This window comes from Chryseobacterium sp. ISL-6 (genome assembly GCF_018613715.1).
In the GTDB taxonomy this organism is placed as follows: Bacteria; Bacteroidota; Bacteroidia; order Flavobacteriales; family Weeksellaceae; genus Chryseobacterium; species Chryseobacterium paludis.
Genome location: NZ_JAGGPT010000014.1, coordinates 38046 through 57260, shown reverse-complemented (window position 1 = coordinate 57260; position 19215 = coordinate 38046). Strand labels below are relative to the sequence as shown.

Annotated in this window: 16 protein-coding genes; 7 read left to right on the top strand and 9 right to left on the bottom strand. The window is 35.7% G+C overall.

Going from position 1 to position 19215, the window contains the following annotated elements; all coding sequences use genetic code 11:
- Positions 1-148 precede the first annotated feature (148 nt).
- The 4 genes from J7E44_RS22625 to J7E44_RS22610 form a co-directional block, all read right to left on the bottom strand.
- Positions 149-1069 carry a T9SS-dependent choice-of-anchor J family protein gene (locus J7E44_RS22625; RefSeq protein ID WP_214834180.1) on the bottom strand — a complete coding sequence of 307 codons (921 nt, stop codon included), beginning with the start codon at positions 1067-1069 and terminating at the stop codon, positions 149-151.
- Between the two features lie 64 nt (positions 1070-1133).
- Positions 1134-2450 carry a beta-helix domain-containing protein gene (locus tag J7E44_RS22620; RefSeq protein WP_214834177.1) on the bottom strand — a complete coding sequence of 439 codons (1317 nt, stop codon included), beginning with the start codon at positions 2448-2450 and terminating at the stop codon, positions 1134-1136.
- 339 nt (positions 2451-2789) lie between these two features.
- Positions 2790-6086: a TonB-dependent receptor gene (locus tag J7E44_RS22615; RefSeq protein WP_214834175.1), complete on the bottom strand. Its 3297-nt coding sequence runs from the start codon at positions 6084-6086 to the stop codon at positions 2790-2792.
- A gap of 72 nt (positions 6087-6158) precedes the next feature.
- Entirely contained in the window at positions 6159-7106 is a 948-nt protein-coding gene (locus J7E44_RS22610) for a FecR family protein (RefSeq protein WP_353050518.1), read from the bottom strand.
- 267 nt (positions 7107-7373) lie between these two features.
- On the opposite strand from J7E44_RS22610, the gene J7E44_RS22605 reads away from it, so the two are divergent.
- A complete protein-coding gene (locus J7E44_RS22605) occupies positions 7374-8000 on the top strand; it encodes an RNA polymerase sigma factor (RefSeq protein ID WP_214834172.1) in 627 nt (208 codons plus the stop codon).
- 16 nt (positions 8001-8016) lie between these two features.
- Here the strand turns inward: J7E44_RS22605 and J7E44_RS22600 are convergent, their stop codons facing one another.
- Both J7E44_RS22600 and J7E44_RS22595 read right to left on the bottom strand, forming a co-directional pair.
- Positions 8017-9465 carry a serine hydrolase gene (locus tag J7E44_RS22600; protein WP_214834169.1) on the bottom strand — a complete coding sequence of 483 codons (1449 nt, stop codon included), beginning with the start codon at positions 9463-9465 and terminating at the stop codon, positions 8017-8019.
- Between the two features lie 199 nt (positions 9466-9664).
- Positions 9665-11797: a S8 family peptidase gene (locus J7E44_RS22595; RefSeq protein ID WP_214834166.1), complete on the bottom strand. Its 2133-nt coding sequence runs from the start codon at positions 11795-11797 to the stop codon at positions 9665-9667.
- Between the two features lie 406 nt (positions 11798-12203).
- On the opposite strand from J7E44_RS22595, the gene J7E44_RS22590 reads away from it, so the two are divergent.
- The gene (locus J7E44_RS22590; RefSeq protein WP_214834163.1) at positions 12204-12707 is read left to right on the top strand and encodes a DinB family protein; all 504 of its coding nucleotides are present in this window, start codon (positions 12204-12206) and stop codon (positions 12705-12707) included.
- 17 nt (positions 12708-12724) lie between these two features.
- Here the strand turns inward: J7E44_RS22590 and J7E44_RS22585 are convergent, their stop codons facing one another.
- Together J7E44_RS22585 and J7E44_RS22580 are read right to left on the bottom strand one after the other, a co-directional pair.
- Positions 12725-13492 carry a hypothetical protein gene (locus tag J7E44_RS22585; RefSeq protein ID WP_214834160.1) on the bottom strand — a complete coding sequence of 256 codons (768 nt, stop codon included), beginning with the start codon at positions 13490-13492 and terminating at the stop codon, positions 12725-12727.
- Positions 13493-13592: 100 nt separating this feature from the next.
- Positions 13593-14213: a helix-turn-helix transcriptional regulator gene (locus J7E44_RS22580; protein ID WP_214834157.1), complete on the bottom strand. Its 621-nt coding sequence runs from the start codon at positions 14211-14213 to the stop codon at positions 13593-13595.
- Positions 14214-14404: 191 nt separating this feature from the next.
- On the opposite strand from J7E44_RS22580, the gene J7E44_RS22575 reads away from it, so the two are divergent.
- The 5 genes from J7E44_RS22575 (at position 14405) to J7E44_RS22555 (ending at position 18370) form a co-directional block, all read left to right on the top strand.
- Positions 14405-15031 (top strand): superoxide dismutase, encoded by a 627-nt coding sequence (locus tag J7E44_RS22575; protein WP_214834154.1) that lies wholly within the window; start codon positions 14405-14407, stop codon positions 15029-15031.
- Between the two features lie 26 nt (positions 15032-15057).
- Positions 15058-15558 (top strand): DUF2480 family protein, encoded by a 501-nt coding sequence (locus tag J7E44_RS22570; protein WP_214834151.1) that lies wholly within the window; start codon positions 15058-15060, stop codon positions 15556-15558.
- A gap of 6 nt (positions 15559-15564) precedes the next feature.
- Positions 15565-16131 carry an NADPH-dependent FMN reductase gene (locus J7E44_RS22565; protein ID WP_214834149.1) on the top strand — a complete coding sequence of 189 codons (567 nt, stop codon included), beginning with the start codon at positions 15565-15567 and terminating at the stop codon, positions 16129-16131.
- Positions 16132-16205: 74 nt separating this feature from the next.
- On the top strand, positions 16206-16553 hold the full coding sequence (locus tag J7E44_RS22560) for a 4Fe-4S dicluster domain-containing protein (protein ID WP_214834146.1): 348 nt from the start codon (positions 16206-16208) through the stop codon (positions 16551-16553).
- A 206-nt stretch (positions 16554-16759) separates the two neighbouring features.
- Positions 16760-18370, top strand: coding sequence for a serine hydrolase domain-containing protein (locus J7E44_RS22555; protein ID WP_214834143.1), 1611 nt, complete (start codon positions 16760-16762; stop codon positions 18368-18370).
- A 139-nt stretch (positions 18371-18509) separates the two neighbouring features.
- On the opposite strand, the gene J7E44_RS22550 is transcribed toward J7E44_RS22555, so the two are convergent.
- Positions 18510-18884 carry a VOC family protein gene (locus tag J7E44_RS22550; RefSeq protein ID WP_214834140.1) on the bottom strand — a complete coding sequence of 125 codons (375 nt, stop codon included), beginning with the start codon at positions 18882-18884 and terminating at the stop codon, positions 18510-18512.
- Positions 18885-19215 lie beyond the last annotated feature (331 nt).

The following is a 19215-nucleotide window of genomic DNA, read 5'->3' as shown; positions in this document are numbered from 1 at the left end:
ATATTGCCCAAAGCCAGACTGAGGGCAATACTTATAAATTGTATATTAAGCAGGTTGTACTATAAATCCTATAATGATAGTTGCTGACATGGTTATTATTTTACATCTATAAAAAATTGAAACAAGGAGTACACCTGCATCTAAAAAACTATTTTTTGATAAACTTCACTTTCTCAGAAAGGATTCCATCTGATACTACAGCAATATAATTTCCTGAAGATAAACCTGCAACATTAATCTCTCTATTGTATTGAGTTGTAAGAACTGATTGTCCGGCCATATTGATGATATTTACCGTAATAGCATTTTCTTTTAATGCAGGATTAAGTTTTAACATCAACGATGTTGTTACAGGATTCTGCATAATTGAAGTTGTATTTTTTACTTTTTTTACATCCTGTGTATTTAGAAATGATGAATAGATTGCCATTTCGTTGATGTTGATATTTTGAACGTTAGTATCATCATCTGTCAATCTGTTTGACCATAATCCAATATAGATCTTTTTCCCGGCAAATGCTGAAAGGTCTACAAGACTTTCTACAAACTGAGTTAAATCAGCAGGAAAAGGATTACTTCCTCCTGCACTTATATAATAAGGACTTCCTAATTGATTTCCGCCAGCATCTACTGCCAATGCCTGAAAATCTGACAATTCTGGTACCGGTTTTTGAGCTGTACTTTCATAAATATACAGATATCTGCTAACCAAATCATGTGCGGTCTGCTGTCTACCAATATAAGCTGCTAAGGTAATAGTTCCTGAAGCTGCAGTAAGATCGATTGCAGGAGAAATAGCCCAGTCATTTTCTGTAGCAAATCCCGTTACAAATCCTGAAGGAACGTTACTTATTGAATAACGAAGAGAACCTGCTGAACCATAAGCTAACGATGTACCGTTATAATAAATGTTTGGTCCTTGGATCCATCCATTTCCATTTCCATTCAAATCGTGAAAAGACCAGCCTTGCATATCACTTGTGGAATTAAAAGAATTGGTCCACACCGGATATTGTGCTGACACTAATTTTGATAAAACCAAAACAGATAATAAAATTATTTTTTTCATATTACAAATTTTAAAGATGAAATAAAAAATGGGATGGCAGGTTCTGCCACCCCATATTGATCAATTATTGTACAATTGAAAAATTATATTTTGTCCATGTTCCTTTGAAATCTCCACAATTTCTAGGAGTAACATTCCATGCCGGAGCGTCGTTAAAGAATGGCTGAGTCATTCCCCAAGCGTTAGCAGGGTTAGTTGTAGAAGTAGTAACTCCAGGAATAGTAAGCGCTGCAGTAGTAGATCCTATTTTAGAAGCTGTAGCGAAAGTATATCCGTGTGCCTGTACTGATGTAAAGTTAAGATCTGCAAGATTCACAGCTGCTCCACCTACAGTTTCTAACAATACTCCTACAGGATAACCTGTAACCGCAACGTTATCTAAAGTTAATTTACCGTTTCTTCTTACGTGGATAGCATTTTCATACAATGCTCCATTTAAAGGACTCTTAGCACCTACGATAGTAAGATTTTTAACCGTTGGATTTGTAAAAGGAGAAGCTGAAGAACCTGTCCCGTCGTTATCCAATTCGATACCGTTTGTATCAGAAACACCACCACTTTGGCTATGTGTAGAGTTGTAATCAGCTAATGCTAATGCACAAGTAATAGTTCCTGAATATCCGAAATCGAAATCGAAGTTGTCATCATCCGGAGCAAAAGATACCAGGTTAGATGCATTTACTGTACCTCCGAAGAATTCGAATGAATCATCTTTACCATAAGAAACCTGGATGTGGTCTAATGTAGTACCATTACCAACTCCACCTAAAGTTAATCCGTTGATCTCATTTCCTGAGTTAGGAGCAAAAAGGTCAAATCCTCCAAATTCAATACGTACATATTTAAGAGTTCCTCCGTTATGACCTGCTGTTGTTCCACCATATTGGTAATCAACACCTGATAATCCTTCAATAACAGTAGTTGTTGGTTTATTGGTAGGGGCATCACCTAACATAATAACTCCACCGAAATCACCTGGAGAAGCTTTAGTTGCTTCTTTTCCATCCAAAAGTTTATAACTTGTAAAAATAATAGGCTGAGAAGCAGTTCCAGTAGCGTTTATCTTACCCGTTTTAGCAATAACCAAAACTCCTGTTGGTGTATTTGTAGTATTAGGTTTTGCTTTGATGAAAGTACCTGGCTGGATAGTCAAAGTTGCTCCATCTTTAACAGTTACAATACCATCGATTTCAACAACACCACTCCAAGTAGTATTAGTAGTAATCGCACCACTTACTGCCGTAACAGGAAGTGCAGAAGCTGTGATGTACTCTGCAGAAGCAGATTGCATTTCAAATTTAGAAGAATCTGACATAGAATCATTCTCACGACAAGCTGTTAGGGATAAAGCTGTTACAGCGATTAAAGTTAATTTTCTCATTGTTGTAAAATTTAGAAATATGGATCCGGTTATTATTTTTTTGGTCCGGATGATTCCTGTTTTACGGGATACTCACCTTTAAATATCTCCGCGATTTGGTTACACTTTGTTTTTAGAACCTTACATAACTGAGGTGCAGTTATATAAAGCTCCCCTTAGATTTAACTACTGTCCGGGGATACAGTAATTTCCCATTTTCGTCTGAATGTTTACTGAAGTGCGCATCATCAGTTTTTATTCGCTCAGATCTCAGGATACGGAAACCTGTAACATTTACCATTTATAAGATCTTATATTATAATGCTTTTGCCAAAAGCTAAATTTTCTATTTTCTCTTATCTAAAAGCTATAGCTTACAGATAACCCAAATGTTCTTCCATTGTAAGCCCTGAACAATATTCTATCAATATCTTTATCATATTTATCTGTAGCTCCGGGTAAAAGTCCCAATGATTCTCTTTGTGTATCAAAAGAGCTTCCACCACCCTTAGACACTGAATATGAATTGAAATTATTGTAGTATTCCCTTACTCTGTTGAATAGGTTTCTTACATTAAATTTGAGCTCCAGATTCTTATCCTTTAAAAGTTTATATGAAATCTGAGCATCCGCTACTGCATAAGGCCGTTGTATCTCTTCTCCAATATAAGCGTACCCTACAGTAATATACTGATCCCCTTTTGCATTGTATAAAAAGCTCAGTCCCAGACGATCTCCGTTGTATAATAATCCCAGGTTGTAAGCATAAGGAGTCTGCCCATACAGCGGACGGCTTACCTCATAGGTTGCATCTGTGTCCTGCGTTTTATATCTGTCTTTAAAAGCAACTACCTTAGTATCATTATATGTAAAGTTTCCACTGATAAAAAGGTCTTTCAGGAAAGTATTTTCTCTGATAAAGCCAAGGCTCTTTCTTACTTCCACCTCAAATCCTTTTAATTTGGCATTTTTAGAATTTCCATTATAAAGAAACAGGTTTCCTTCTGCAGAAATATATCCTTCCCGTTCTATTGGCCTGTCAATATCTTTATAATAAAGTCCCGCAGAAATAATCTCTCCTAATCCAGGGAACCATTCAAACTTGAAGTCATAATTATTGATTACCGATGATGTCATTTCTGTATTATAGATAAGACCGTTTGCAATCGGATCAAAATAAGGTAATCCTGTTCTTTCATTAAACTGGGGACGGATGACAGATCTGTTATAAGCCAGTCTTACATTCATGCTGTTTAAAGGGCTGTAGGTGAAGTTTCCTGATGGCATCCATTGCCATGCTTTTTCTTTAATAGGCTCTTTTATAACACTTTTAGGGTCGTTAGGATCCTGTTGCTGGGAAATAAGATCATATTTGAAATACTCAGCTCGCATTCCCCAAACCAGTCTCAGTTTATTCCAACGGTTATCGAACATAATGAAAGGTGCATGTTGCGTAACTTTCCCTTCATATTTATCATTTTTATAAAGTGCTTTCGTCTGCCATCCAATACCACCTGAATTATAATGTGAACCATCAAACCAACCAGCAAGAGATCCATACATGATCAGACTGTTTTTTTCACTGTTCGGAACATCACGGTTTTCATCTACTCTCAGGAAAAATTTTTGCTGCTGATTTGTATTATTCTTTATAGCTCCGGCATACCCTATTTTAACATCATTTTTAAAATTTTCAGAATCCATACTCCATTTTAATGCAGCACCATAATTGTAATCTGTTTCTTTATTGGCAATATAACCTCTTGCAAAATTATCCTGAGAATTGTAAATCTGATTGTAACTCAAAATCTCATTTCCTATGAAATTATAGTTTGTGCGATACTGGGTATAGTCTTTTGTATCGGAAGTCACACCAGTTCTTGCTGCAAACCAGCTGATTTCTTTATTTCCTATTTTATGATTACCTTCCAGCTTGTTCTGCAACAAAGTCTGATAAACTGGATAGTCAGTTGTTTCCGTAATTGGCTTATCCAGAAGTTTCGGATCTGTATTATTAGGATTTAAACCATAATAAAAATAGTTGTAAGAATCTGTTGCATCTCCATTTCCACCCACATATTCATTCCATCCTGTAATTCTTGTCAAGGTTTGATCATAAATATGGGTATAAGAGTTACGGAAGGAGATTCTGTTTTTTCCAAGCTGTAGACCGAAGTTCAGCATTCCTCCAATCGTAGAGTTATAAGTGTAAGAAGCTCCTTTATTTTTAAAATTTGCAAAACGTACCGGAGCAACTCCCAGCTCTTGCCAGTTGTTAACCGGAGTAGCATTATCCATCCACCCTCCTCTTCCAGTGTGATCAATATCCAGTTTATTCTGTTCGTTTCTTGTTGTAATGGCAGCAGCAAAACCCCATTTATTATTATTTTTCAGTTTAAAGTTTCTCCCTAAAGCAATCTGCATATTAGAGTTCAGATTAGCTTTGGTAGCGTAATTCGTAAAATTATCATTGGTAAACTGCTTGGATTGTTCAAAAAATAAAGGGTTATTCCAGTCAGTTGCTACTAAGCCTTTAGGAAAATCTCTTGTTCCGTCATCATAACCCCAGTAATCGTATTTCCCCCGTTTTTTGGAAATGAATTCTTTAAATGTCGTGACATCATTGTAAGAAGAACCTACATTCACCGTCGTAAAATTTTCATTCGGAATATCTTTCGTCCTTACTTCCACATATCCACCGGCAAAACTGGCATTCATATCCGGCGTTGCTGTTTTACTTACTACAACGCTTTCTACCATTGCAGTAGGGATAATATCAAAAGAAAAGTTCTGATTATAAGCTTCTGTACTTGGTAGATTAATCCCGTCCATTGCAGCGGTATTCCATCGCTCTCCCATTGATCGAACGACCACATATTTATTATCTATCGTGGTAATCCCAGTTACTCTTTTTAGGGTTCCCCCAACATCGCTATCCGGTGTTTTGGAAATTTGTTCAGCCGAAATTCCATCACTCATTTGGGCAGCCTTCTTTTGCTGTGCCAAAAGCCCTGCCTGGGTATCTGCTTTACGTGTTCCGGTAATCACGACTTCTTTAATACTGGTTTCTTTATCTGAAGAAATATGTTTCATGGCGAAAGAAACCATATTCGTTTCCTCATTACCTATCTTTAATTTCTCCACTCTTAAAGAGCTGTAACCAGATGCTTTAACGGTCAGTGTATAAATCCCTGAAGGAATACTGAAATTAAAATCTCCGTTGTTATCTGTTACTGTTGTTTTACCTGCTACATTTACCTCTGCATCTACAACTGGATTTCCCACCTCATCTACGATCTTTCCGGTAAGTTTTCCATTTCCTTGTACAGAAGACACAGACCTATTAGATCCCTGATATCGTATTGAGATCAGTTCTCCTCTTTGGCGCACCGCTACCGGAAGATTATCTGTAATATTCTTCAGACAGTCGGTTACAGGAATGTTATCACACTTTACCTCTCCCACTTTAAGATCTTTTATATCTGATTTTGAGTAGACCAAACGCATCCTTGCTTTATCTGCTAATTCTTCTAATGTGCTGATCAAAGGTCTTCCTGCCGGAGCAGAAAAAGACACTTTCATTGTTAGCTCCTGCGCGTCTATTGTTGTGGCAAAGAAGATCACCGCTACTGTAAGACTGCATTTCAAGTTTCTCATATTTTTAACACCACTTTTTATTACTGACTGACTCATAATTCTGTTCGTAAACTCCATCTAATAATCCTGTTACTATTTTTTTAATATATAAGTGGTATTATTTTCTTTATGCACCTCAAGCCCCGTTATAAATGCGAGTGCTTCTACATTTTCATCCCAGCTGCTTCCTGTAAGATCTGCTGTAATTTTCTTTTCAGCTATTTCTTCCGGGTATTTGATACTGATTCCATAGTTTTTATATAAAACCTCCATGATACTCCTGAACGTGACATCATTGAAGGTCAGCGTCAGTAATACTGAAGTCTTTTTTCCAGATTTTATATCAGTTTTCTCAGTAATTACCGCGGCCGTATGTGGAGCTCCAAAGTTTGTCCATCTCTGATTAGGGGTAAGGTAAGAAACAGCAGTTCCTGGTGAAGAAACAGCAACTTTACCTTCATACAATTCCACTGTTTTTTGTCCTCCTCTCTGCATTACCTTGAATACCGTACCCATTACTCTTGTACTGAAACCATCTGCACGAACTATAAATGGATGGATTTTGGATTTAGCTACTTTAAATATGGCATCCCCTTGTAAATCCACTATCCTTGTTTTAGCTGGAAAAGATTTTTCAACGGTAAGTTTTGCACCAGGCAAAAGCATTACTGTAGATCCGTCTTCCAGTTTTATAGTACGGTTAGCATCTACAGCGACATATACATCAGGTTTAATGAAAAATTGATAAGTAAAGAAACCCGTAAGACCAAATAGGATAAGAAATACAGCAGCGGCACTATAAAAATTCTTTCTCAGATAAAACACATTATTTCTCACCGGACTTGCAAAGTAGGATTCCAAACCTGAGAGTACTCTTATTTTGGATTCCTGAACATGTTTTTTATCCAGATCTTTTATAGTTTCATTCTTCCACAATTCCAAGACTTCTGATTCTTTCTCTGAGATCTTATCGCCGGATACTTCCCTGCCCCATAATTTAAAAACAAATGCCTCGGCCTTGCTGTAGTTCAATTTCTTCACTTTATAATTTTGTTGTATTAGTTTTTCTGTTGTATTAGTTTCGTAAATACCCTCACTTATAATACTGGGCAAAAAGAAAAACTTCCCAAACGCCATTTAATATATCATTAACATTGGCGTTATTTTTTCAACAAAAACAATACATTTATGAACAATCCTACACATTAAAGGTGGAAAACGTGATTTTTTTTCAGAAATATTTAACCTTACAGGCTGGATAATTCATAAAACATTAATATTAGTTTAGGTAAATTTGTACTAGAAATTATGAAACCTACAGACGATATTTTATTAAAGAAAATAAAATCAGGCGACCGCCCTGCTTTTGTAATATTGTATGAACGATATTGGGATAGTTTCTATACGATGATCTTTATGCGTACGAAGGATAGAGAAGCTACGGAAGAGCTATTGCAAAACCTATGGATCAGAATTCTTGAAAATCCTGAATTCGTACAGACCGATGAAGATGAAAGTGCTAAAGGTTATTTATTCCGTTTTATACACTACCGTATTCTTGATTATTACGCAAGTATTAAAAAAATACAGGAAGTATATGTGGATGAGTCAGAAGATTTTTTATCTGAAATAACCGATTCTGAGTATGCAGAGATACTTGAAGATAATGATATTGCCGAACTCTTTACAATGATAGACGAAGTAATTTCTCACCTTACCCCGACTGAGCAGAAGGTATACGACTTACGTATCCGAAAGAATATGTCTGTTGTTGAAACCGCAGAAGCACTTAATTTAAGTAATAAAACGGTCAGTAACAATTTAAGTAAGGCTTTAAATGAAATAAGGGAACAGCTAAATCCGAATTACGAATCCTCTAAAAAGCTAATTTCATTACTGGTTCTTATGGAAATGATGCCTAATTTTTATTCTTAGAGTTTCTTTAAAATTATTATTTAGAAATAGATTTAGATCTTTCTTCACTTAACTTCTTCAGAACATTTTTCCCATTTTCATTGTCAGGATTCATATCCATTGATCTTTGATACATTTTAACTGCCTGATCTTTATTCCCTAACTTTAGTAATACTTCTCCATAGCTGTCATAAGCATTCCAGCTTTTCGGAAATAGGTAGACATTTAACTTAAAAATTTCAGACGCATTTTTGAGCTCATTTCTTGACATCATTCTGTAGCCCCATTCATTAAGCTCAAATTCCTGTGGCTTAAAATCAGGATTTATTTTCTTTTCGGAATCAACTAATTCTATGGCTTTATCAAAACCAATCTTTTTTAAATTCATTCTGAGAAAAGTAACGGGATCGGCTTTTATAATGTCTGGATTATAAACGGCTGCAAGCTCTTCAAGAAAATCTTCAGGAGAACTTCCTCCCAGATTAGTAAGAACAATGACCGCTAAATGATCATCAGGATAAACCAGAAATGCAGACCTACTACCTCCTGACATCCCTACTGCTTTGTGTTTGGTCCGGAATTTCGCGATACCCCATCCTGGAGCCCAGGCTGTGGGGCTTCCATCATTCATTTTTATAGGTGACCACATTCTGTTTAATGCTTCACGGGTTTTCAGGAGTTTACCACTTTCCAAAGCAATAATCCATTTTGCCATATCTTCAGCGGTACTGTTGACTCCCGAACCTGTTCTGCTGAAATCCGGAAATATAAAGTAATCATTCACCCATTTTCCCTGGGTTTCGTTTAGGCTTCTATACCGGTAAGTGGGTGCAAAATGAGGAATAACATCTCTTGAATCTCCAAATAAAGTATTAGTCATACCAACCTGTTGAAACTGTCGATTTTTAAAAAACTGATCAAAAGGTTCTCCACTAAATTTTTCAATGATCTTCCCTAACAAATAATAATTCGTTTGGTTATAACTGAACTGGTCTCCGGTTTTAAAAATCATAGGAACCGTCTTTAGCTCCTCCCATATTTCTTTTTCAGTTTTCGATGCGTTACCTGTATTGGGATCAAACAGTCTTAGCAAATCGGGAAATCCCGAAATATGAGTCATCATTTGCTCAACTGTCACTTTTTTCCATGTTTCTGGAAGGTCATCCAGATATTTCGAAACAGGAGCTGATAAATCTACTTTCCCTTCCTCCATCAACTGCATGATAGCTGTAGCTGTAAACACTTTTGTACACGAGTTAATAGGAAAAATGGTTGTATCTGTAACAGGAATATGATCCTGTACATACGCTGTACCATACGATTTTTTTAAAATAATTTTTCCGTTTTGCACAACGGCGATCTGTAATCCCGGAATTTTTCGCTCAGTCATTTCTCTTTTAATAATAGCATCAACAGCTGCTGTCGTGCTCTGACCATAAAAGAAGGGTGAAAGCATAGAAATAATAAGCAAAAAGTAAGTTTTCATTCTGGGTAGTTTGTAATAAGACAATACTAACAACAAATGTATTACATATAAATACCAAATAAATAACCTGCAACATAATACTGCAGGTTATCGTAAATAAGCAAGGTCATCTAATAGCTACTTCATAGAATTAAAAACTATTATTTAGCATAATAATGTCTTTGCACACATAAAAAATAGTAGAATAGAGAATTACGGTTTATTCTTTAATAATCTTTTTAGAGATTGTTTCTTTATTTGTTTTTACTTCAATGATATAAATACCTTTTACACTTGAAGACAGATCTACACTTACTTCATCATTATTAATTATTCCACTTTGTATCTTCTTCCCGGAAAGATCATAAATATTGAACATTGAATTTCTCGGGGCTTTCAATACTTTAACGATATCTTTGGTAATCGTAGGTGCAATTACAATATTGCTTTCCTCTTTTCCTTTCTCACTGGTTGCAAGAACTTCCTGACTAAAACCGGTGGCTATAATAGAATAATCCTGAGGAGCACCAGCGCCGGCATTATTAACTAAATTGCCTTTATTGGTAATTTCCACTCTGTAATTTCTGCCTGCAACCGGAGCATCAATCACTACTTGCTCTACATTATCTACTGTATTATCTCCTTTAGTAGCCGGAGTCATTGGACTGTTTGCATTAAGTTTCCAGGGAGTGTATACCGTATTGGTAGTGGTATCTATAATTCTTAAATCCAGATCATTGACCAATCTGGAGCTTCTATTATTGTAGACCTGTCCCCAGGTTAAGTTAGCTGGAACGTTATATGCGGGATCGATCCATGAGATAGTCACTTTAAGAGGTTCCGATCCTGATGCTTTAATAATTTTAGTATTGGCAACACCATTATTTAATGTTTCATTATTAAAAATAACAGTGTTATTAGCTTTTCCGACCAATAATTCAGCTCCTTTTCTGGCATTGATATAACCCCATCCAAACCATGGATCAGGGCCAACGTTTCCTGCTTCAGAAGCCGAATGAACCATTAATGTTTTGGCACTGGCAGCATTTAACAATTGATTAGAAAAAAGATCTTTATAAATCTGTGTCCACAAACCAATAACTCCCGTTACAACCGGTGCTGAATATGAGGTTCCACTGCCATAATCATACTTTACACTACCTGTTGTATTCTCTGCAGTAGAAGCGGAAAACACATTAGTCCCGGTAGTTGCAATATCTGGTTTTATCCCACCATCATCCCTTGGTCCGGCACTGCTGTAATCAGAATGTACAACATCAGCTGCTGCTGAATATTTGAAATTATTAGTTGAGATCACATCTGTGGCACCCACAACAATTATATTTTTCGCTAATGAGCCCTGCCCTATACAATCAAAACCCTGAGCACAATTTGTTGCTGGCAGAGTATCTGTAGAAGCAAATTGAACTAAATTTCCATTATTATCTTCATAATATCTGGGAAACGTAGTTGTTCCCGGGCGATCAGGACCGTCTCCGAAATAGTTTCCTGCAGATTTTATAATAATGTAGGAAGGATTATTATATACAATCTGATCATAATTCTGATCATTTGATAAGTAAGTTCCCTGTGTATCATAAGAAGTACCCGGACTGTCAAAAGCACCATTCCATAACCAGAAATAACTGCCGTCATCTGCAGTTTTTATATCCCAGCCTGCATTGATCCCATATGAATGATTAGAAATTTTTGGCTGTGCTAATAAAATCTTCTGAAATACATTACTTGCTGTGGTATTTCCCGGTAAGATCGTTTGGGCAAACCGATAAGAATCTATCGTTGAATTCACAGCAACTCCCTGAATATTACCTGTAACCGGTACGCCATTTAAATTTCCTGAAATGTTTAATGCCCTACTTCCTATAAAACCTGCCACTCCCGTTGAGTGTTCACTATAAATTTGAGTCGCTGCTTCTTTATTGGAAATTCTGCCAACTGCATTATCAAATGCAGGATGTCCGGCATATACTCTTCCGCCATCAAAAATAGTGAACTTAATATTTTCTCCTTTATAAGCATTGGTCAATCCAGTTACGCCGCCCACCGTATTTAAAGCATCAGCATTGGAATTCTGTACTTGTCTTATATCCTGATTCTTATAGAAATAAGGCTTACCATTCGGTAGGAAACCCGCTAAGTTGCTTCTTTGCTCTTCAATTTCTTTTTGAACCTCAGGTGCCTTAGCCGAGCCGTAGTGTTTTGCAGCATAAGAATCAAACTTCTCGTTGTTCTGTATGTTTTGTTTTTCAAATGCTCTTTTTAGATCATCATTGGCTTGGGCACTGACCAAAACAGCGAACAGAACGCCAATTACTAGTAATTGTTTTTTCATAATTGATAAAATGTTAAGTATGTTTTTTAAATTAAAGGCTATCTGAAAATACAAACACAATCCTACAACTTTATTTGTTTAGTATTCTGCATTTCTTACTAATCAATGATTTATTTCTTCATTTCAGTAAGATCAATTTAAATTAATGCAATTCAATTGCAATAATAATAAAAAAAACACAAACCGCAACAATGTTGCAATTAAAATTTTAAAAAAAATTATTTATAATTAAATAGTGCAACCGCCAGCTGCGCAAAAAAAATTAGTTAAATGATCATTTTAATATATTCCAGATCGCTTACAAGAGTTGTTAGCCTTAACAGAAAGTATATTTTCTTATATTCACAAAAAGTTTTCGGCTCAATTATAATTTCTTTTCGTGTGCTATAAAACAAAAATTAATACAATGGAAATAAGATCCGCACAATCATTTATTGATTATTATGAAAAAGTTAGGGCAAGAACCAATCGATTAATTGAGGTTATCAGACCTGAACATCTGGATTTCTCATATAAACCCGGAAAGTTTACCGTCGGTGATCAGATCAGGCATATTGCGGCTATTGAAAGGTCTATGTATGGGGAAACTATTTTGGGAAGAAAAAGTGCTTATCAGGGTTGCGGAAAAGAATTGGCAGATGGCTATGACAATATTATCAGCTACTTTAATGAAATGCACAGACAAACCATCGAAATTATTAGCAGCCTTTCTGATGAGGATCTCAACCGAAAATGTTTAACTCCGGCAAATAATGAGATCACCATATGGAAATGGCTTCGTGCCATGATAGAACATGAGATCCATCATAGAGGAGAACTTTATATTTATCTTAATTTACTTGATGTAAAAACACCTCAGATCTATGGCTTTTCTGCAGAAGAAGTTCAGGAAATGAGTAGTAAAATCTGACAATAAATAAATATCTGCTAATATTCCGAGAAATCAAGCTCATCAAAATCTTTAATTTCTGAAAGATTAAAATTCTTTAATGACTGAAGTTTTGACCAGGTATTTTCAAATTTTTCTTCACCACTTTCAGCGCCTTCATTTACATTGACCTTAATAAGTTTTTTTCCCGTTAAAAAATTAATACTGGTTTCACTGTTAATCACAGGACCTGTATTTGAGCTTTCATCGTAGCCTATTAATTCAAAATCTGGATTTTTATATCTGAATGTATAGCTCCAATATCCGTATCGTCCATGGGCATAATGAATATATAGATTTCCTTTTTCAGCAGAGACAGATAGTTCAGGAGCATAATACACTCCGCCATCTTCATTTTCCGATGAAAAACAATCATAATTTTTTGAAGCCAATTCATAGCCTTCATTTTTCTTAAAGAGAATAATAATACCCCTACGGTTGCGATCCAGTTTTCCGCGGTATTCATCTGTAATAATTTTACTTTGATCCGTCTTTTTGATGATGAGAATACAATCATCTACTCCGTCTTTATTTAAATCACCATAGGATTTTTCAAAGATCACGTACCCATTTGGTAAAAAATCAGCAGGTTCTTTTTTAATATCAATTATGGGATTCTCTTTTTGAGGCTTTAAAGTAGGATTTAAATTTCTTTTACTTTCATTTAAAGTTTGCTTTTTAGGCGTTTTAGAGCACCCATAATTTACAATAAGCGAAATGATAAAAACCCATTTAAAGTACGGAAGGCTTAAAATATTTTTATTCATATGAATTTTACATGAGTATGGTTGATGCAATTTACATATTTAGAAAGTTTCACTTATACAATTCCTATTTCAAATTCCGGAAAGAGATTAAAAGTATATATTATCCACTGATCTTATATACACAACGCTGCGCACCTGAAAGAATATGTTTTATCCGTTCTACTTTATATTGGGAACCTATTAAATTCTGGAAATTAGACAATTCTGCACGACAGAATCCCTGGCACTCGCTAGCAGCAGCACAGATAGGACAATGATTTTCAATCAAAAAATAGTCATGCCCTTCCTTTTTCCACTCAGCCATATATCCTTCATCATTACGGATCTTTGCCAGAATATCCAGACGTTGTTCTAGTGATGAAGCTTTAATCAATGCTTTTTCATAACGCTGATATGTATTCTTTTCCCGATCATTGATCAACAAATCCAAAGCATTCTCACCCAAAAGATTTTTTACAGATCGAAGAAGCTGTACCGTAACATCTGCGTGTGTATCAGGAAATTGTGCTAATCCTTTTTCAGTAAGCACATAATATGTAGAAGGACGACCTACCCCTTCGCTTTTGGCAACGGATTTAATCAATCCTTCCTGGGCAAGGTTTAATAAATGCTTTCTCGCTCCTTCCTTTGTTATAGACAATTCTTTAGAGATAAGAAGTGAAGTTGCTTCGCCTCTCATCTTTAAAAACATCAGGATACGATCTGTTGCTGGCTTATTCATTTGACAATATATAAGTTGTTTTATTTCCTACAACAAATATAGTCATTTTCTATAATTAACTATAATATCACTTAATATTATAATTATCAGTGTATTGAGAGTTATTTCATTTAAGCAATTAACCAACTTTTTGGTTGTTTAATTAAAATATATTATTACCTTTGAAACACGTTAATCAAAAAATCAAAATAATGAACTCATTTACATTACCAGAGCTTTCTTATGCTTACGATGCATTGGAACCATTTATAGATAAAGAAACGATGACCATTCATCATCAGAAGCATCATAAAGCATATGTTGATAATCTTAATGCTGCCCTTGAACAGGCTGGGGAAACAGATTCTGATTTGGATTCTCTATTACAAAGAATAAGTGAATACAGCCCTGCCATCAGAAATAATGGTGGTGGACATTACAATCACTCTTTATTTTGGGAAACCTTATCCCCACAACCGAAATTAAATCCAGAAGGAAAATTAGGTGAAGCTATTACCACGGCTTTTGGCAATCTGGAAAATCTTAAAGCAGAAATGAAAAAATCCGGGCTTGGTCAGTTTGGATCCGGATGGGTTTGGATGTATGTTAAATTCAGTGGCTCACTTGCTATTAGTTCAACTCCTAATCAGGATAACCCTATGATGGATCTTCAATCGGCGAACAGAGGCTTCCCTATTCTTGGAATAGATGTCTGGGAACATGCATACTATTTGGCTTATCAAAACAAAAGAGCAGACTATCTGGATTCTTTCTGGTCAGTTCTGGACTGGTCATCGGTAGAAAAAAAATATGAAGAAGCTCTTTCAAAAATCAAATAGCTATTAAAAAGTTTTGACATTTAATTATGGATCAGAAAATTTTAATCAATAAGGCAGAAACCTCAGGAATTATATCATTTGACCTTTGGGATTACAAACCTTCAGTAGATATTGCTGAACTCGATCTCAAAGAACATCTTTTCATGGGAATGATTGTCAAAGAGAAAGAATTTAAAGAATCAATATCCGCAATAGATTACTCTGTATATGCCGGAAAAGCCGTAGCTTTAATCTGTTCTACGGAGGCTATCATTCCACCATGGGCTTTTATGTTAATAATGGATAAACTATATCCCAATACTATTTATACTGATCTAAATAGCGTGGAAAAAGTTCTTTTAGATCTTTGGAAAGATAAACTTATCAATGCTGATCTCAGACAATATAAGGATCAAAAAGTAGTTATTAAGGCAAGATCAGATACCGATCCCGCACTTTATTTATTAGCAACCCGACTACTGAAACCTTTTGTTAAAAGCCTCATGTATGGTGAAATAGGCCTGCCAAAAGTTATATTTAAAAATTAAAACAAAATGAAAGCAATTATATTTAACGGTGCCCTGGAAAGAAGGCCAAAATCAACTTCCGGGCTCATTTCAAAATACTTTACTGAGAAACTTGATCTACTGGGTGTTACCCATGAAACTTTTGCTCTTGCAGATTCTGGTATTCCTCTTTATGATATCACACTTACCAAAACACCGTTAGCAGTAGAACGCATGACTCAATTATTTCTTGATGCTGATATCCATTTCTGGTTGGCACCTCTTTATCACGGAAGTATTCCGGGAGTTATGAAAAACTGTCTGGACTGGCTTGAAGTAACTGCTGACAGGGATCAGCCATACCTTACAGATAAAACGGTTGGTTTAGTTTGTTGGGCCGATGGGCTACAGGCTATGCAGGGGATCAATACAATGGATGCTATTGCAAAATCATTACGGGCGTGGCCATTACCTTTTAGTGTTCCAATGATCAGAACCTCTTTATTTGATCAGGACAATAAAATTTCTTCCATGTATGCAGATAAGCTCGATAGGCTGATTCATATCGCTACCACCAACAGGATAGAAAAGATAATATATAATAATGCAGATTAAGACGGATAAAATTAATCATCGGCACGAATCATGCTAGATTATTTACTGATCATAGAATCTAAAGTATTGATGAAATGGCAATAACAATAACAGACGCATGCATTAACTGCGGAGCTTGCGAACCTGAATGTCCTAATTCCGCTATTTATGAGGGTGCCATTGACTGGCGATGGCAGGATAAAACAAAACTTTCCGGAAAAACCGTTTTTCCTGATGGTACAGAAGTAGATGCCAGTGCCTTTAATGAAGCTGTTTCTGACGACGTTTATTACATCGTTGCCGGAAAATGTACAGAATGCAAAGGGTTTCACGATGAGCCACAATGTAAGGCGGTATGTCCTGTAGACTGTTGTGTAGATGATCCCGATCATCGGGAAACGGAGGAAGTATTACTTAATAGGCAGAGATTTCTGCATACATGACAAATGAAATGACTTTAAGTTAAAGCATAAGAAAAGAATCTAATTTTTAGATTCTTTTCTGCTTTATCTGCATTTTTTCATACTTGATAAATTAATTTTATTTCACGCAAAGAACGGTTGGAAAAGAATCTCACCCGTATCAGTCAACAAAATGAAATTTACACTTGCACGACCAAAAGAATCTGATTAGTTTTATTCTGGAAAAAATGGAAAAAGTGACCCAATCAATCCATTATCAATACTTTAATAACAAGTTTATAAAATATGCAGTCTTTTTATTATCGATCGCTGCTGTTAAAACTATCTGCGCACAAAAACAAACAAGTGCTGAGCTATTCAGTGCTAAGCTAGATTCTATTCGTATACAGTTAAAGATCCCAGGAATGGCTGCAGCAGTACAACAGGGAAATGCCATTCTACTGGAACGAGGTTATGGATATGCAGATATTGAACGAAATATTCCTGCTACTCCTCAAACTTCTTTCCGTGTAGCATCAGTTACCAAAACGTTCACTTCTACATTACTTATGGAATTAGTGGAACAGCATAAACTAAACCTTGACGATCCTGTCACTCAATATGGTATCGATTTAGGTAATTCCAAAATTACTGTAAGACATCTATTAACACATACTTCCGAGGGTATTCCGGGAACCTATTTTCAATATAACGGCTATCGCTACGGACTTTTGGGAAAGGTCATTGAAAAAGCATCTGGTAAACCATTTTACAGTCTGCTCATGGAAAGGATCATCATCCCTTTAAAAATGACATCTTCAGCTCCTGCAATAGCCTTAGATCAATTTTATGACTACAGCAAACTAAATCCCAGTGTATTGCCTTTCTTTGACACAACATTCAACCGCCTGGCTAAGCCTTACGAAGTGGATAATTCGGGCCATGCTATCCACAGTGAATATCTAAATGAATTCGGTGCCTTTGGTGGTTTAGCTACCAGTGTAAGTGATATTTTAAAGTATTCAGATGCGATTGATCACAACCAATTTATCTCAGCTGCTTCACAAAAGGAAGTTTATACAGCCCATAAAACCAATAACGGAATTGCTACTCCTTATGGACTGGGATGGTTTGTACAATCCTATAAAGGCGTAGACTATTACTGGCATTACGGACAATCAACAGGAGAATCTGCACTTTTTGTAAAGATACCTTCAATACATCTGACCTTAATCGTTATGTGTAATATGGATCAGCTTAGTCAGCCTTTTCCACTGGGCGACGGTGATCTGCTAATGTCTCCTGTAGGTCAGTTGCTTTATCTCTGTTTTATTAATAACAATGAAAAGGCGGAAAATGATCTGGAAAACAAAGAATTAATTACTAATGCTACAATGGCATTGAAAAAAGGAGATACTTTAAAAGCACAACAACTTTATAATGTTTATCAAAAAAAATATGATGCCAAGGAAAATCATATCCCCAATGGTAAGATTATCGCCGATATTAGAAATGTTGGAATTAATAAGGATATAAACCGCACTTTCAAACTCTTACATGCTACTTCTATAAAAGTGTACGCTGTAGGTGAAAATTGTTCAGGAGACGGCAGTTCCTGGTGCGATTATGGATGGATAGATAACAATGCCGGTCAAACTGTCTGGCGCATGCAGGGAAAACCTTCCACATCAGCAGGCGGTGCATTTAAAAATCAAAAGGTCTGCGAGGAAATTATTTTACCCCGTGGACAATATACGCTTCATTACAAATCAGATTCCGGACACGCCTACAATTATTGGGATTCATTGCCACCAGATCATTTTTTCTGGGGTATTCTGCTGCTAAAAGACTCTAAATAAGAGTAACACACTAAAGTTTCACTGAAATCATCAAACGTATTTTTATAAAAATATCCCCTACTAATCCAGTAAGGGATACTTTAATCTTCAATAATGGGTTTGAAATTTTGTTGATTTCCTGTTATATTTCGAACTCAACTTATTTTGGCTCCCACAACTCAATCTTATTTCCTTCCACATCGATAATGTGAACAAATTTTCCATAGTCATAGGTTGCTACTTCATCTACAATCGTTACTCCTTCTTTCTTAAGCTCTTCAACGAGAGCTTCAAGATCTGCCACTCTGTAATTGATCATAAATTCTTTTGTGGAGGGTTCAAAATATTTTGTATTCTCAGCAAAAGGACTCCATTGTGTAGCTCCTTCTTTGCTAGGATCCTCAGCCTCTCGCCATTCAAAAGTCGCACCATAGTCATTTGTGTCTAAGCCAAGATGGGTTTTATACCACTCTTGCATTTGTTTAGGATCTTTGCATTTGAAAAATATGCCACCAATACCTGTTACTTTTTTCATGTTTATTGTTTTAGTGTTTAAAAATTAGCACAGGTGTTAAAATTATTATTTTTTTTGATCATTGATCAAATATTTTTATGATTTCTCAGTTATAGACCTTGATAACCAACTATTAAATCTCTGCAACAAGATGAAGCGAATTTCGTAAATGACCTCTCATTAGGCTACAGCCAAAGGGGAAAAATCACATTTGTTTGAAAAATAATATACCTGAGTGCATTTTAAAAACTAAAATATCTATTTTCGCATTGCAGATTTTCAAAGAAACTATTTTAACCTAAAAACCATTCACTAAAACCTGTAAAATTGTAATCAATTTTTTCTTTATACT

Excerpts from the sequence above, each read along its gene's own strand:
- J7E44_RS22625 (WP_214834180.1), bottom strand. The coding sequence starts at position 1,069 with ATGAAAAAAATAATTTTATTATCTGTTTTGGTTTTATCAAAATTAGTG.
- J7E44_RS22620 (WP_214834177.1), bottom strand. The coding sequence starts at position 2,450 with ATGAGAAAATTAACTTTAATCGCTGTAACAGCTTTATCCCTAACAGCT.
- J7E44_RS22615 (WP_214834175.1), bottom strand. The coding sequence starts at position 6,086 with ATGAGAAACTTGAAATGCAGTCTTACAGTAGCGGTGATCTTCTTTGCC.
- J7E44_RS22605 (WP_214834172.1), top strand. The coding sequence starts at position 7,374 with ATGAAACCTACAGACGATATTTTATTAAAGAAAATAAAATCAGGCGAC.
- J7E44_RS22600 (WP_214834169.1), bottom strand. The coding sequence starts at position 9,465 with ATGAAAACTTACTTTTTGCTTATTATTTCTATGCTTTCACCCTTCTTT.
- J7E44_RS22595 (WP_214834166.1), bottom strand. The coding sequence starts at position 11,797 with ATGAAAAAACAATTACTAGTAATTGGCGTTCTGTTCGCTGTTTTGGTC.
- J7E44_RS22590 (WP_214834163.1), top strand. The coding sequence starts at position 12,204 with ATGGAAATAAGATCCGCACAATCATTTATTGATTATTATGAAAAAGTT.
- J7E44_RS22585 (WP_214834160.1), bottom strand. The coding sequence starts at position 13,492 with ATGAATAAAAATATTTTAAGCCTTCCGTACTTTAAATGGGTTTTTATC.
- J7E44_RS22580 (WP_214834157.1), bottom strand. The coding sequence starts at position 14,213 with ATGAATAAGCCAGCAACAGATCGTATCCTGATGTTTTTAAAGATGAGA.
- J7E44_RS22575 (WP_214834154.1), top strand. The coding sequence starts at position 14,405 with ATGAACTCATTTACATTACCAGAGCTTTCTTATGCTTACGATGCATTG.
- J7E44_RS22570 (WP_214834151.1), top strand. The coding sequence starts at position 15,058 with ATGGATCAGAAAATTTTAATCAATAAGGCAGAAACCTCAGGAATTATA.
- J7E44_RS22565 (WP_214834149.1), top strand. The coding sequence starts at position 15,565 with ATGAAAGCAATTATATTTAACGGTGCCCTGGAAAGAAGGCCAAAATCA.
- J7E44_RS22560 (WP_214834146.1), top strand. The coding sequence starts at position 16,206 with ATGGCAATAACAATAACAGACGCATGCATTAACTGCGGAGCTTGCGAA.
- J7E44_RS22555 (WP_214834143.1), top strand. The coding sequence starts at position 16,760 with ATGGAAAAAGTGACCCAATCAATCCATTATCAATACTTTAATAACAAG.
- J7E44_RS22550 (WP_214834140.1), bottom strand. The coding sequence starts at position 18,884 with ATGAAAAAAGTAACAGGTATTGGTGGCATATTTTTCAAATGCAAAGAT.